This window comes from Variovorax restrictus (genome assembly GCF_051216715.1).
Classification (GTDB): Bacteria; Pseudomonadota; Gammaproteobacteria; order Burkholderiales; family Burkholderiaceae_C; genus Variovorax.
In genome coordinates this window covers 50,172-64,240 of record NZ_JBPJZH010000002.1, presented here as the reverse complement: position 1 = coordinate 64,240, position 14,069 = coordinate 50,172, and the positions used below count along the sequence as shown (strand labels likewise).

Annotated in this window: 14 protein-coding genes and 1 tRNA gene; 7 read left to right on the top strand and 8 right to left on the bottom strand. The window is 64.4% G+C overall.

Annotated features, from left to right (window positions below; genetic code table 11):
* Positions 1-104: 104 nt before the first annotated feature.
* Positions 105-1,532 carry a hypothetical protein gene (locus tag ACSFA0_RS14830; protein ID WP_435451038.1) on the bottom strand — a complete coding sequence of 476 codons (1,428 nt, stop codon included), beginning with the start codon at positions 1,530-1,532 and terminating at the stop codon, positions 105-107.
* A gap of 347 nt (positions 1,533-1,879) precedes the next feature.
* Here ACSFA0_RS14830 and ACSFA0_RS14825 point away from each other — a divergent pair.
* From ACSFA0_RS14825 to ACSFA0_RS14815, 3 genes are all read left to right on the top strand, one after another.
* Positions 1,880-3,027, top strand: a protein-coding gene (locus ACSFA0_RS14825) for an IS3 family transposase (protein ID WP_435451037.1) whose coding sequence is annotated in 2 segments (ribosomal slippage) — positions 1,880-2,147 and positions 2,147-3,027 — 1,149 coding nt in all. Because the reading frame shifts where the segments join, the coding sequence is not laid out codon by codon here.
* 176 nt (positions 3,028-3,203) lie between these two features.
* Positions 3,204-3,434, top strand: coding sequence for a helix-turn-helix domain-containing protein (locus tag ACSFA0_RS14820; RefSeq protein ID WP_435451036.1), 231 nt, complete (start codon positions 3,204-3,206; stop codon positions 3,432-3,434).
* Positions 3,435-3,459: 25 nt separating this feature from the next.
* Positions 3,460-4,434, top strand: a complete 975-nt coding sequence (locus tag ACSFA0_RS14815; RefSeq protein WP_435451035.1) for a DUF3644 domain-containing protein — start codon at positions 3,460-3,462, stop codon at positions 4,432-4,434.
* A gap of 109 nt (positions 4,435-4,543) precedes the next feature.
* Here ACSFA0_RS14815 and ACSFA0_RS14810 read toward each other — a convergent pair.
* From ACSFA0_RS14810 to ACSFA0_RS14785, 6 genes are all read right to left on the bottom strand, one after another.
* A tRNA-Ser gene (locus ACSFA0_RS14810) sits at positions 4,544-4,631 on the bottom strand.
* Between the two features lie 77 nt (positions 4,632-4,708).
* Complete coding sequence (gene hemW / locus ACSFA0_RS14805) at positions 4,709-5,956, bottom strand: radical SAM family heme chaperone HemW (protein ID WP_435451034.1); 1,248 nt, start codon at positions 5,954-5,956, stop codon at positions 4,709-4,711.
* Entirely contained in the window at positions 5,953-6,552 is a 600-nt protein-coding gene (rdgB, locus tag ACSFA0_RS14800) for an RdgB/HAM1 family non-canonical purine NTP pyrophosphatase (protein ID WP_435451033.1), read from the bottom strand. The genes hemW and rdgB overlap by 4 nt, the downstream gene beginning before the upstream one ends.
* A gap of 26 nt (positions 6,553-6,578) precedes the next feature.
* Positions 6,579-7,307 (bottom strand): ribonuclease PH, encoded by a 729-nt coding sequence (gene rph / locus ACSFA0_RS14795; protein ID WP_435451032.1) that lies wholly within the window; start codon positions 7,305-7,307, stop codon positions 6,579-6,581.
* Positions 7,308-7,337: 30 nt separating this feature from the next.
* On the bottom strand, positions 7,338-8,243 hold the full coding sequence (locus ACSFA0_RS14790) for a PP2C family protein-serine/threonine phosphatase (RefSeq protein ID WP_435451031.1): 906 nt from the start codon (positions 8,241-8,243) through the stop codon (positions 7,338-7,340).
* Positions 8,240-9,247, bottom strand: a complete 1,008-nt coding sequence (locus tag ACSFA0_RS14785; RefSeq protein ID WP_435451030.1) for a serine/threonine protein kinase — start codon at positions 9,245-9,247, stop codon at positions 8,240-8,242. Before ACSFA0_RS14785 ends, ACSFA0_RS14790 begins: the two co-directional genes overlap by 4 nt.
* Before the next feature lie 90 nt (positions 9,248-9,337).
* Here ACSFA0_RS14785 and ACSFA0_RS14780 point away from each other — a divergent pair, with 90 nt between their 5' ends.
* The 4 genes from ACSFA0_RS14780 to ACSFA0_RS14765 all read left to right on the top strand — a co-directional run bounded on the left by ACSFA0_RS14780 (position 9,338) and on the right by ACSFA0_RS14765 (position 13,465).
* Complete coding sequence (locus ACSFA0_RS14780; RefSeq protein WP_435451029.1) at positions 9,338-10,252, top strand: YicC/YloC family endoribonuclease; 915 nt, start codon at positions 9,338-9,340, stop codon at positions 10,250-10,252.
* Positions 10,253-10,262: 10 nt separating this feature from the next.
* Positions 10,263-10,883, top strand: a complete 621-nt coding sequence (gene gmk / locus ACSFA0_RS14775) for a guanylate kinase (RefSeq protein WP_435451028.1) — start codon at positions 10,263-10,265, stop codon at positions 10,881-10,883.
* A gap of 30 nt (positions 10,884-10,913) precedes the next feature.
* Positions 10,914-11,117, top strand: coding sequence for a DNA-directed RNA polymerase subunit omega (gene rpoZ / locus ACSFA0_RS14770; protein ID WP_021009011.1), 204 nt, complete (start codon positions 10,914-10,916; stop codon positions 11,115-11,117).
* 92 nt (positions 11,118-11,209) lie between these two features.
* On the top strand, positions 11,210-13,465 hold the full coding sequence (locus ACSFA0_RS14765) for a RelA/SpoT family protein (RefSeq protein WP_435451027.1): 2,256 nt from the start codon (positions 11,210-11,212) through the stop codon (positions 13,463-13,465).
* Here the strand turns inward: ACSFA0_RS14765 and greB are convergent, their stop codons facing one another.
* Positions 13,466-14,035, bottom strand: a complete 570-nt coding sequence (greB, locus tag ACSFA0_RS14760) for a transcription elongation factor GreB (protein WP_435451026.1) — start codon at positions 14,033-14,035, stop codon at positions 13,466-13,468.
* Between the last annotated feature and the right edge of the window lie 34 nt (positions 14,036-14,069).

Here is a 14,069-nt window from a genome sequence, read left to right as displayed (position 1 = left end):
CAGCCTATCCCAACCCTCCGGGTACAAGCTCTTGCAGACATCCAATTATCGAAGGCCTCGCTCTAGCGCCAAGCGAGGGGCGCGCCCCAGCCTTGCCGAACTGATCAAGCCGTACCGCTCACTCGACGGCACTGCACTCCAACGTTGCGAAGTTTTCTCACCAACTCCACTGCCTCTGGCATGCACACGTTGCGATAGCGGTCAGAACGCCACAGCAGCCGCTCTTCACGATCGCCGCGCTGATAGGTCGCTTTGCAACCTCGGCCGAACGGAGTCACCGTTACCGTGCGGTTGAAGCCATCTACCGGGCATATGTACACGGCGGTGGTTGGCGTCGACTTTTTGGTCGATGGTTTGGCTGCAGGCTGCACCGGCTTGACGGTCCGGAAGGGAGGATCGTTACCAACCTGCGTGAGCACGACAGCCGCCCGGTCTACCTTTTGAGTTTGGCCAAGTGTCCAAGTCAAGACAAATTTGTCACCCATCACCGGAATGGTTTGAGTTCCGGGGAGCTTTGCCCGATCCACAATACGCGCCAGCTTCTGGCCTTTGAGCGTCGCTTTATCGATGTCAGACGACCAACGGCCCACCGTTTCATTGTCCCGAATCGCTTTCTCTATCGGCTTTCCGTATTTGTCGGTGAGCAGCTTGCCCTTACTCCGCATGTAGGTTGTCTTGGAAAGGCACTTTGCGTCCCGAGCCGAAACGCAGTCGATGATCTGGACTGCGTCTGCCGCCTTCGGAGAATATGCTTTCGCAGCGTCTGTTGACCTTTGAATGACAACCGCCCCGCCCGCCTTTAAAAAGCCGTCGCGAATGGCCTTCTCGTCACCTCCGGCCGCAGCAACAGCAAGCCCTCCAGCGGCCCCGGCAACGGCCGCCTTCTTGACAACCTCGCCTAAGGTGCCGGCAGGCATCTTGGACGTCGCGGCCCCCGCCTGGCTTGTGGCAGCGGCCAAAAGCCCAGCCTGAAAGGCCTTGGTAGGGTCGCCGGTGGCACGGTAGGTCTTCCAAGACGCATACGCAGCAGCGCCGCCAGGGCCTCCATAAACTGCAGCAGCACTGCCGGCTGCCTGGTCCACCCACTTGCTTTCTTCGGTTGCCTTGCCGGCATTTTTTTCAGTTGATCTGTAGTTGTCTGTCGTCCAGTGCCATGCTGCATCCGCAAACTTTCCCTCGCGTGCTCGTTGTGCAACCTTCTCAGCATTGTCTATCGACGACCTCGTTTGTCTCTCTGTAAATTTGGCAACTGCCTTAACTGCGTCTGCACCGTCGTTCAGCGCGCGTTTTCCCTCCTCCGCACCATCGACCCAACCCTTCGTGTATGTCTTCCAACCGTCGGTCGCCGCCTCCTTACCCTGCTCGAGCAGGTCGCCTGGCGTCGGCACTTTGGGGGGCGGTGGCACATTGGGCACCTTTGGCAGTGTGTCCCCAAAATCGCCAAGGGGCTTTTCTACAAAGCTTGCAGCGAACGCGCTGTATGAAATGAACAGTGGGATGACTGAAGCTCCAAGTCGACTGACGTTGAACATGGTTCCTCCAAGCAAAAGCAAGGCTCCCTGCGACGCGGACGGATCATGCATTGGCTCTCGCGCGTTGTCACGCTTCCTCGTGGAAGCCTCACGCCCACCAACAACTTCTTTGAGGGATTGAGCATCCCCGTCTCCGTCTTGCGCCCCTTCGTGAAAAGCTCTCGTGCGCCAGCGATAAGGGGGTGCACTTTGGGCCGCGAGAGAAGAACGGAGCTTCGCGGCTTCCGCGGTGCGAGCGGGGCCTTCGGCAAACGCCGGCGAACTGGTCCTTGCCAAATTCGAGCTTTGGGCTGCTGCCGGTTTCAAAGACACCTTGTTAAGGTGGAAGATGAAACCGGAGGTGGTTCATGGGAACGAGAAGGCAGTTCAGCCGAGAGTTCAAGCTTGAAGCAGTCAAGCTGGTGAAGGAGCGAGGCGTGGCGGTGGCGCAGGCTGCACGCGACCTCGATGTGCACGAGAACGTGCTGCGCAAGTGGATACGCGATGCGGCGGTCGACCCGCAGCATGCATTCCCCGGGCAAGGGGTCATGAGGCCCGAGCAGGCGGAGCTGGAGCGTTTGAGGAAAGAGAACGCCAAGCTCAGGATGAAGTGCGACCTGCTGAAAAAAGCGGCGGCCTACTTTGCCAAGGAGTCGATGTGAAGTTCGGCTTCGTGGCGAAACACCGAGGGCCGTGGCCGTTGGCAATGATGTGCGAGGCGCTCGGTGTCTCGCGAAGCGGCTTCTACGCGTGGCTCAGCAGGCCCAGGAGCCAACGCAGTCTGGTCGACGAGGTGCTCGGCAGCCAGGTGCGCCAGAGCTTTCTGGGCAGCGACCGCACCTATGGCGCCCGGCGCGTGTGGCATGACGTGCTGGCACTGGGTCAACGATGCGGATTGCATCGCATCGAACGGCTCATGCGAGAACAGGCCCTGCGCGCGAGGCCACGGCGTCGAGGCTTGCCGCAGGACCGAGGCCAGCGCAGCGCCATCGCCGACAACGTGTTGGACCGTCAGTTCCAGGCCGATGCGCCCAACCAGAAGTGGGTGGCCGACTTCACCTACATCTGGACGGCCGAGGGCTGGCTATATGCCGCTGCGGTGCTGGACCTGTACTCGCGTCGCATCGTTGGCTGGTCGATGCAGGACAGCATGACCTCGCAACTCGTGGCCGATGCGTTGATGATGGCCGTGTGGCGCCGGGGCAAGCCGGTGGCGTTGCTGCATCACTCGGACCAGGGCAGCCAATACACCAGCGAACACTTCCAGGAATTGCTCAAGGAGCAAGGCATCACCTGCAGCATGAGCCGCGCGGGCGAGGTCTGGGACAACTCGGCGATGGAGAGCTTCTTCAGTTCATTGAAGACCGAGCGCACGGCCAGGAAGGTGTACCGCTCCAGGGAGCAGGCTCGTGCTGACGTGTTCGACTACATCGAACGGTTCTACAACCCGACGCGTCGTCATTCGACGCTCGGCTACGTCAGTCCGATAGAGTTCGAGAAAGCTCAAGAAGCTTAGGCCGGTGTCCACGATTCCGGCGGCAGCCCAACAGGCGCTGAGCGCCAGAAGGACCGCGGCAGCGCAGCACCAAGTCACACGTCGAACCATCGTCCCAACTCCTCTCGGATTCAACAAGACTGTCACCTTGACATCCTGAATTGGGATATTCTAAAACGGGATGTACGTTCGCCCGCGTGTCGCGCGGCCTCCAATCTCCACCGTACAAGAAGCTTCGCCGTCTTCTCGCAGAGGCGCGCGCCGAGGCAGGGTTGACCCAGCTTCAGGTAGCAGAACGCGTAAAGCGCCCGCAATCGTTCGTGTCGAAGTACGAGAACGGCGAGCGCCAACTGGACGTGATCGAATTCGTCGCGGTGTGCAAGGCAATAGGAGTGCCGCCTGCAGGCATGATCGACAACCTCGGCTAGACGCGACTAAGAGGCATCCAGAAGCATGGCTACTCGGGTTCGAAGCATCGGATCTCTCACTACGGAGCTTCTCATCAAGTCGAAGGAGGCGGCGCTCTGCGCCATCCGCGTCTTCAATGATCCCCATGTTGCCTTCAAGTCGGAGACGTTTATTGTCTTGATGAACATCGCGTGGACTTACCTGCTGCATGCGCACTATCGGAAGAAGCGCATCGAGTACCGGCACTTCCGACAGGAAGGCAAGCGACGCAAGTTCGACCGGACGAAGAACGGGGCGTTCAAGTACTGGGAACTCGAACGATGCTTGAACGAGCAGGCGTGCCCGATCGACAGAGACACGGCCAACAATCTTCGCTTCTTGATCGGGCTTCGGCACGAGATCGAGCACCAGATGACGAGGTCGCTCGACAACTATCTCAGTGGCCGATATCAAGCCTGCGCTCTGAACTACAACAACTACGTCAAGAAGCTCTTCGGCAAGCAGCAAGGCCTTGACTCCCACTTGACCTACAGCATCCAATTTGTAGAGCTGTCGGAGGATCAGGTGGGACGCCCCTCGCCCCAAGTTCCGGACCGGCTACGCGCGTACATCGCGGAGTTCGACGCTGCGCTGAATCATGAGGAGTACAACAGTCCTCGCTTCGCCTACCGCCTACTATTCAAGAAAAAGCTTGTGAACCGACCAGGTCAGGCCGACCGCGTCATCGAGTTCATCGATCCAAACTCGGAACTCGCCAAGACAATCGATAAGGAGTTCTGGGTCAAAAAGGAGGTCGAGCGGAACAAGTACCTGCCGTCGCGAGTGGCTGAAGAGGTAAGAAAGGCGGGCTTTACCCGCTTCCGCACGCAGCGGGAACACGTTGACATGTGGAGAGCGGAAAACGCCAAAGACCCGGCGAAGGGGTTCGGCGCTCAGGTGGAGGGAGCTTGGTACTGGTACGACACTTGGATCGCCCGGTGCATCGAACTCTGCACTGCGGCGGGCGACCAGTACAAGTAAGGTCGCCCCACCTCTCACGAAGTCTCACCCAGTCGCACTGGCGATAGATGGGTACGTGGATGGGTAAGGATATCGAACTGCCCGAGAATCGATGAGAGACATAGGCCCGTGGCGGAGAGTGTGAGATTCGAACTCACGGACGCTTTCACGTCGGCAGTTTTCAAGACTGCTGGTTTAAACCACTCACCCAACTCTCCGATGCCGCGCCGTTTCAACGCAGCGGCCGCGATTTTATGCGGGCATCCGGGCGCCACTGGCGGATCGACCGAAGAATCTACGCATCCGGCAGAAAGAGCGTCTGCAGATCGCTCAGAAAATCCAGACCGCGCTCGGTGGGCCAGGCGTGCCACAGGTCGCGCTGCAGCAGGCCCTTCTTCTCGGCGGCTTCCAGCCCGCGCTGGATGGCGGTGATCGACAGGCCGGTACGTTCGGTGAACTGCGCCAGCGTGAAGCCTTCGCGCAGTCGCAGCGCGTTGAGCATGAATTCGAAGGGCAGGTCGGCGATGGCGACCTCGTCGCTCTGCGCGACGGCGGCGCCGGCCAGCGCCTGGGCCATGTAGCGCTGCGGTTCGCGGTAGCGCACCTGCCTCAACAGGCGGTGCGCGAAGCTCAGCTTGCTGTGTGCGCCGGCGCCGATGCCCAGGTAATCGCCGAACTGCCAGTAGTTGAGGTTGTGTGCGCAGCGGTGCCCTTCGCGCGCATAGGCGGAGACTTCGTAGCGCGTCATGCCCAGCGCCGCCGTCGCTTCGGTGATGCGGTCGAGCATGGCGTAGGCGTCGTCGTCTTCGGGCACGACGGGCGGGAATTTGGCGAAGTAGGTGTTGGGCTCGATGGTGAGGTGGTAGATCGACAGGTGCGGCGGCGCCAGCGCCAGGGCCTGCGCCAGGTCGGCCTCGAGCTGCGCCGGCGTCTGGCCGGGCAGCGCGTACATCAGGTCGAGGTTGAAGGTGTCGAAGGCACTGGCGGCCTCCTCCACCGCCGCAATGGCTTGCGCGCGGTCGTGCACGCGGCCGAGCGCCTGCAGGTGCGCATCGTTGAAGCTCTGCACACCGACCGACAGACGCGTGACGCCCGCACCACGATACGCGCGAAAGCGGTCGCGCTCGAAGGTGCCAGGGTTGGCTTCGAGCGAGATCTCGCAGTCGGGCGCGAGCTTGAGGCGCGCGCGCAGATCGCCGATCAGGCGGTCGATGGCCTCGGGCGAGAACAGGCTGGGCGTGCCGCCGCCGATGAAGATGGTGTGGACGGTGCGGCCCCAGATGAGCGGCAACGCCGCATCGAGATCGGCCACCAGGGCATCGAGGTAGCGCTGCTCGGGCAGCGGCTCGCCACCGGCGCGCCACTCGTGCGAGTTGAAGTCGCAGTAGGGGCACTTGCGCAGGCACCAGGGCAGGTGCACGTAGAGCGACAGCGGCGGCAGCGCGGCCAGTTGCAACGGGCCGGGGCGCATCAGGTGCAGCACGTCGTTGGCGTGCGGCGCGCCGGGCTCGACGGCCGCAGCGATCGGGACGGAGGCCTTCACATCCAGTTGGCGCGCATCAGCGCCAGCATGGCCCGCGCGGCCTGGCCGCGGTGGCTGTGCGAGTTCTTCACGTCGGGCGACAGCTGCGCGAAGGTCTTGCCCAGGCTGGGCAGGAACATCACGGGGTCGAAGCCGAAGCCGTTGTCGCCGATGGGCTCGCGGGTGATCTCGCCCGGCGCGCGGCCAACGGCGATCAGCGGTTCGGGGTCGTCCGCGCTGCGCAGGGCCACGAGGGTGCTGACGAGCGCGGCGCGGCGGTCGTCGACCGTCGCCATCTGCTCGAGCAGCGCGCGCACGTTGTTGGCGTCGCCCTTGGGGTAACCGAACTGCGTGGCGTAGTAGGCGGTGTCGACGCCCGGCAGCCCGCCGAAGGCGTTGACGCACAGGCCCGCGTCGTCGGCGATGGCGGGCAGGCCGGTGGCTGCGGCGGCATGGCGCGCCTTGGCCAGGGCGTTCTCGACGAAGGTGCGGAAGGGTTCTTCCGCTTCGCCGACGCCAAGCTCCGACTGCCGCACCAGCTCGACGCCTAGCGGCGCGAAAAGCTGCTGCAGTTCAGCCAGCTTGCCGGCGTTGTTCGATGCCAGAACGAGTCGCATAGATGTGCCCTGCCCTCGTCCGGCCTTCAGGCGGCCAGCGCCTGCTGCTGCATCAGCACCAGTTCGCCGATGCCCTTCTCGGCCAGGCCGAGCAGCAGGTTCATCTCGTCGCGCGAGAAGGCCGCGCCTTCGGCCGTGCCCTGCACTTCGACGAAGTGGCCGGCGCCGGTCATCACGACGTTCATGTCGGTGTCGCAGGCCGAATCCTCGATGTATTCGAGGTCGAGCAGCGGCGTGCCCTGCACGATGCCCACCGAGATCGCCGCGACATGGCCGCGGATCGGCGACGCCGTGAGCGCGCCGCTGGCCATCAGCTTGCCGACCGCGTCCTGCGCTGCCACGAAGGCGCCGGTGATGGCCGCGGTGCGGGTGCCACCGTCGGCCTGCAGCACGTCGCAGTCGAGGTGGATGGTGCGTTCGCCCAGGGCCTTGAGGTCGAACACGGCGCGCATCGAGCGGCCGATGAGGCGCTGGATCTCCTGCGTGCGGCCGGTCTGCTTGCCCTTGGCCGCCTCGCGGCTGCTGCGGGTGTGCGTGGCGCGCGGCAGCATGCCGTATTCGGCCGTCACCCAGCCTTCGCCACTGCCCTTCTTGTGCGGCGGCACCTTCTCTTCGACCGAGGCGGTGCACAACACGCGGGTCTGGCCGAACTCGATGAGCACGGAGCCTTCGGCGTGGATGGTGAAGCCACGGGTGATGCGCACGGGGCGCAGCTGGTCGGCGGCGCGGGCGCCGCTGCGGATGAAATCGGTCATGAGCGAAAAGAGAAGAAGGAGAGAAACGGGTCAGGCTTTGCGCGCTGCGGAGCGGCGGATGGCCTCGTTGATTTCGGCGATGGAGCGCTCGATGGCGTCTTCGTCCAGGTCGTCGAGCTCGCTGTCCGACGGCATCCCGGCCTGGATGGTGGACGCGAACACGCCGTCGCTGATGCTGTCGGTCGAGACGCCCCGCCCGGTGCCGGGGGCATCCGGCGTTTCCCACTCGAGCGCGATGAGCGTCACGTTGTCACTGTGCGTACCGCCCTTGCGCAAGGCCATCTCGGCGAGGTCGGGTGCCGCATCGGACACCGGCTTGCCAGACGAGAGCGTGTGCACGATGAGCGCATCGTCGAGCACGCCCCACACGCCGTCGGAGCACAGCATGAGGCGATCGCCCCGCTGCAGTTGCAGCGGCGCGGCAACGTCGATCATGGGCGGCGTGGGCGAGCCCAGGCAGGTCAGCAGCAGGTTGCGGTTGACCGGCTCCGGCCCGCCGCCAGGGCGCGGGCGTTCGGCATGGGAATGGTCGCGCGTGCGGGTCAGCAGTGCCCCGTCGCGCACCACATACAGCCGCGAATCGCCGCAGTGCACCCAGTGCGCCGTCGAGCCCTGCAGCACAGCCGCGACCACGGTGGTGCGCGGCGTGTCGAGCATCGCCTTGGTGCCGGCGTAACGCATGATCTGCTGGTGGGCCGACATCACGGACGACAGGAGGAAGGCCTTGACGTCCTTCAAGACCGGGCGCGCTTCGCGCTGGTACAAGGCGGCGATGGTCTGCAGCGCCATCTGCGCCGCCACTTCGCCTTCGGGGTGCCCGCCCATGCCGTCGGCCAGCACGAACAACCCCGACTCGCGGGTGTAGCAGTAACCCATGCGGTCTTCGTTCTTGAGACGACCGCCCTTTCGGCTGACCTGGAAAACGGAAAATTTCATGCCGGTCGGGTCGTAGGCGCCGCCGCCTTGGGCAGACCCTTCTTGTCGAAGGAACGGATGTTGTCGATCGACAGGCGAACCTTTTCGCCGACAGTGAGCTTGGTGTAACGGCGTTCGCCTTCGCGGCTGAGTTCCTTCTGCAATGCAAACACCGACTGCGGACGCGACAGCGGGTCGAGCGACATGCACCACTCGACCACCTCAATCATGTTGTCCGAATAGACACCGCGCAGGCGCGAGAGCGACAGGCCCAGCCGGTCTTTCTCGATGCGCTGCGGCGCGTCGTTGGGTGGGTAGCCCTGCATGCAGGCGTAGATGCAGGCGCCGATGGCGTAGATGTCAGTCCAGGGGCCCATCGACGAGTCACGCCGGTACATCTCGGGCGCGGCAAAGCCAGGGGTGTACATCGGCCGGATGAAGTTGCCTTCCTTCGACAGCACCTCGCGCGCGGCGCCGAAGTCGATCATCACAGCGCGGTCGTCGTCGGTCACGAAGATGTTGGCCGGCTTGATGTCCAGGTGCAGCATCTTGTGCTGGTGGACGATGCGCAGGCCGCGCAGGATCTCGTCGAACAGCGAGCGGATGGTGGATTCGCGGAAGACCTTCTGCTTCTTCAGGTCGCGCGCGGTGACGATGAAGTCCTGCAGGGTCGCGCCCTCCAGGTAGTTCATCACCATGTAGACGGTTTCGTTCTCGCGGAAGAAGTTGAGCACGCTGACCACCGACGCATGCGAGATCTGGGCCAGCGAGCGCCCTTCCTCGAAGAAGCTCTTGAGCCCCAACCGGTAAAGCGACAACTTTTCGGGCGGCACCTGCGGCGCCAGCTCGCCGGTGCCACGGGTGGCCAGCGACGAAGGCAGGTATTCCTTGATCGCGACCTGCTGGCCGCTGTGGTCGACCGCCAGGTACACCACGCCGAAACCACCGGCCGACAGACGACGCACGACACGGTAGCCGCCGATGACAGTGTCTGGCAGCAGGGGCGAAGGTTTGACCTTTGACATAATCCGGGAGTTTCGCCCGAAGGCAAGGGGGCGGCAAGCGAACGCTGTGCCGTCGCCTCCGTGCGGACAACTTTTCCACAGTGAGGCGCAATGTCAGTTTACAGCATGACCGGCTATGCCAGCGGCCAGAACGGCCCTGCCGGAACCCCGCCAGAAAACGACCCGCGCCCTCTGGCGGCAGGCCGTCTGGGCGTCGAAATTCGTTCGGTGAACAGCCGATTCCTCGACCTGACTTTCAAGCTGCCGGAAGACCTCCGGCAATATGAGCCGGTGTTGCGTGAAATGCTCACCCGGCGGCTCAAGCGCGGCAAGGTCGAGTTGCGCGCCGCCGTCGAGAGCACCGCGCAGGCCGGCGTTGCCGAACCTTCGACACGCCTGCTGCAACGGCTCAACGGTGTGCAGGACGGCATCCGCGCCTGGCTGCCGACCGCCCGCGAGCTGAGCGTCGCCGACGTGCTGCGCATCGCCGCGGGCGATTCGACCTCGGCGGGCGACTGGAGCACCGTACTGGCTGATGTCACGAAGAAAGCACTCGACAGCCTGGTCGAAGCGCGTGAGCGCGAAGGCGCCCGCTTGGCCGCGATGCTCAAGGACCACCTCGGCCAACTGCGCAAGCTCACCGCCCAGGCCGTGCCGCTGGTGCCGCAACTGGTCGAGCAGCAGCGCACCCGCTTCCTCGAGCGCTGGCAGGACGCCATGGGCCTCACCGGTGGCACGCTGCCCGAGGCCGCGCAGGACCGCGCCCTAAACGAGGCGACCGCCTTCGCCATCCGCATCGACGTGGCCGAGGAACTCACGCGCCTGGGCTCCCACCTCGACGAGATCGAACGCCTGCTGAAGAAGGGCGGCGAGATCGGTAAGCGGCTCGACTTCCTCATTCAGGAACTGCACCGCGAAGCGAACACCCTGGGCTCCAAGTCGGCCGCCCTCGAGATGACGCGCATCGGCGTCGACATGAAGGTGCTGATCGAGCAGATGCGCGAGCAGGTCCAGAACATCGAATAGACCCCTACCCATGGATTACCCCGGCAATCTCTTCGTGGTCGCCGCCCCCAGCGGCGCCGGCAAGTCGAGCCTCGTGAAGGCGCTGATGGAACTCGATTCGGCCGTCCAGCCGTCCGTGTCCCACACCACGCGCCCGCCGCGCGGGCAGGAAAAGCACGGTCGCGAGTACTTCTTCGCGTCGGCCAGCGAATTCGACGCGATGGTGGAAAGCGACGCCTTCATCGAATGGGCGCACGTGCACGGCCAGCGCTACGGCACCTCGAAGAAGGCGGTCGAAGACCGCATGGCGCAGGGTGTCGACGTCATCCTCGAGATCGACTTCCAGGGCGCCATCCAGATCCGCAAGACCTTTGCGAATGCGGTGCTGATCTTCATCCTGCCGCCCAGCTGGGAAGAACTGCGCTCGCGGCTCGAGCGCCGCGGCGAAGACAGTGCTGAAGTCATCGAACTGCGCCTGCGGAATGCGGCGGACGAGATGGCGCGCGCCAGCGAATTCGACTTCGTTATAATCAACGAGTTATTTGAGCGCGCGCTTTTCGACCTGAAAGCCATCGTCCACGCCCAGCGACTGCGTTATTCCGCCCAGCGTCGCGCCCGTGCCGACACCTTCGCCGCTCTGAATATCCCCTGATTCGCCCACCGTCCGCAACGAAAGATCCTCATGGCCCGCATCACCGTCGAAGACTGCCTGCTGCAGATCCCCAACCGTTTTCAGCTCGTGCTGGCCGCGACCTACCGTGCGCGCATGCTGAGCCAGGGCCATGCCCCGAAGATCGAAAGCAAGAACAAGCCGGCCGTGACCGCGCTGCGCGAGATCGCCGAAGGCAAGATCGGCATCGAGATGCTCAAAAAGGTTCCAGGCTGATTGACGTTGCACTGCAACAAAGAAGCACCGCCACGCGGTGCTTTTTTTATGCCTGAACGCGGCCGTGTGGGCGTCGCGCTAAAGTGTCCCTCATGAGCGCGGTCGTCAAGCCCCAGTCCAACGCACCTCGAGGCATGCCCCGGCCGAGCCCGGCTGCCTTGAATGCGGCTGCGGCCAGCTTCGCGGCCCTGACCGCCCGGCTCGATTACCTGAGCGCCGAAGACACCGAACTGGTCCGGCGTGCCTACCGCTTTGCCGACGAGGCGCACCTGGGCCAGCTGCGTAACAGCGGAGAGCCGTACATCACCCACCCGATCGCGGTCGCGGCCCAGTGCGCCGAGTGGAAGCTCGATGCGCAAGCGCTGATGGCGGCGCTGCTGCACGACGCGATCGAGGACTGCGGCGTCACCAAGTCCGAGCTGATCGAGCGCTTCGGTGCCCCGGTCGCCGAACTGGTCGATGGCCTCACCAAGCTCGACAAGCTGCAGTTCAACACCCGCGAAGAGAACCAGGCCGAGTCCTTCCGCAAGATGCTGCTGGCCATGGCGCGCGACGTGCGGGTCATCCTCGTGAAGCTGGCCGACCGCACCCACAACATGCGCACGCTGGACGACGCGCCGCGCGAGAAGTGGGCACGCATCGCGGGCGAGACGCTGGAGATCTACGCACCCATCGCCTACCGGCTCGGGCTCAACCAGACCTACCGTGAATTGCAGGAGCTGTCGTTCCGGCACCTGCGGCCGTGGCGCTACGCCATCCTCGCGAAGGCCGTGTCGAAGGCGCGCGGCCGACGCCGCGACCTGATCCAGAAGGTGCAGAAGGAAGTCGAGAGCGCCTTCGGCGAGGCCGGCATGGCCGTACGGATCGCCGGGCGCGAAAAGACGCTCTATTCCATCTACCGCAAGATGGACGAAAAGCGCCTGAGCTTCGCGCAAGTGACCGACATCTATGGCTTCCGGCTCATCGTGCCGAGCGTCATCGCCTGCTACACCGGGCTGGGCATCCTGCACCAGATGTACAAGCCGCTGCCGGGCAAGTTCAAGGACCACATCGCCATTGCCAAGCTCAACGGCTACCAGTCGCTGCACACGACGCTGGTCGGGCCGGCCAGCGTGAACGTCGAGTTCCAGCTGCGGACCGAGGCCATGAACGTGGTCGCGGAGTCCGGCGTGGCGGCGCACTGGCTGTACAAGGCGGCCGACCCGAGCGTCGCGAACGGCGAGCGCCTGGGCGCCAAGTGGCTGCAGTCGCTGCTCGACATCCAGGACGAAACCCGGGATGCCGCCGAGTTCTGGGACCATGTCAAGGTCGACCTGTTCCCCGACGCGGTCTACGTCTTCACGCCCAAGAGCCAGATCATGGCGCTGCCGCGCGGCGCCACCGTCGTCGACTTCGCCTACGCGATCCACAGCAACATCGGCGACCACACCTCGGCCGCCCGCATCAACGGCGACCAGGTGCCGCTGCGCACCGAGCTCAAGAACGGCGACGTGGTGGAAGTGATCACCGCGCCGGTGTCCACGCCGAATCCGGCGTGGCTGGGCTTCGTGCGCACCGGCCGTGCGCGCTCCAAGATCCGCCACTACCTGAAGACGCTGGCGCATGTCGAATCCGAAGGGCTGGGCGAAAAGCTGCTGGCGCAGGCGCTGCGCGCCGAAGGCCTCGGCCGACTGCCAACCGACGACGCCGATTACCAGCCGATCTGGGAGAAGCTGCTGCGCTTCACCGGTAACCGCAGCCGCGCCGAGTTGCTCACCGACATCGGTCTGGGCAAGCGCATCGCGAGCATCGTCGCCAAGCGCTTGATGGCCCTGCTGGCCGAGCGCGGCGAAAAGCCTGATGCGCTGATGCTCAGCCGCGAACGCTTCACCGCGCATGAAACCGTGTCGCAAGGCGCCGTGACGCTCGACGGCAGCGAGAACTCGTCGGTGCGGTTCGCGCTGTGCTGCCGTCCGATTCCGGGCGATCCGATCGTCGGCTACCTTGGCCATGGCGAAGGGCTGGTGGTTCACACCGAGGCATGCGGCGTCGGCCAGCGACTGCACTACAAGGACAGCGAGCGTTTCTTTTCGGTGGAATGGGCCGACGAACCGATGCGCACCTTCGAAACGGGCGTGGTCGTCACGGTGCGCAACGACAAGGGCGTGCTGGCCAAGGTCGCGTCGACGCTGGCCGATGCCGAAGCCGACATCACGCACGTGGAAATGACCGAGGAGACACCGCAGGATTCAACCGACCTGCGCTTTGTGATTTCCGTGCGTGACCACGCCCACCTCGACGCAGTGCTGCGCGCTGTCAAGCGCAGTCCGTCGGTGCTGTCCGCCACGCGGACCGTGCCCGCCGCCTGATCAGGCGGCGACAGGCGCCGGGTACGCGACCGAGAGAATCTCCAGTTCCTGCAATCCACCGGGGGTGGCGAGCTTCACAACATCGCCTTCCCGCGCCCTGAGCAGTGCTCGGGCAATCGGAGAGATCCAGCTCACCTGCCCCTTCGCGCTCTCGGCCTCGTCGATGCCCAGGATGGTCACGGCGCGCTCCTCGCCTGCAGCATCGGCGTAGCGCACGGTGGCGCCAAAGAAAATCTGGTCACGGCCGTGGTGCACGGACGGGTCGGTGACCTCCGCCACGCCCAGGCGCTTGGTCAGGAAGCGAATACGCCGGTCGATCTCGCGCAGCCGCTTCTTGCCGTAGAGGTAGTCGCCGTTCTCGGAGCGGTCGCCGTTCTTCGCCGCCCAGTGCACCGCCTCGACGACCTTGGGCCGCTCGACGTCCATCAATGCGAGCAACTCGTCGCGCAGACGGGCATAGCCGCCCGGCGTCATGTAGTTCTTGGTGCCCGACGGCAGCGGCGGCGCGGCGCCCTCGGCCGCGTCGTCGTCGTCATCGGCATCGGTCTCTTTGGTGAAAGCCTTGCTCATGCCTGATTGTCGATGCTCCGCGCTGGTGAGGATG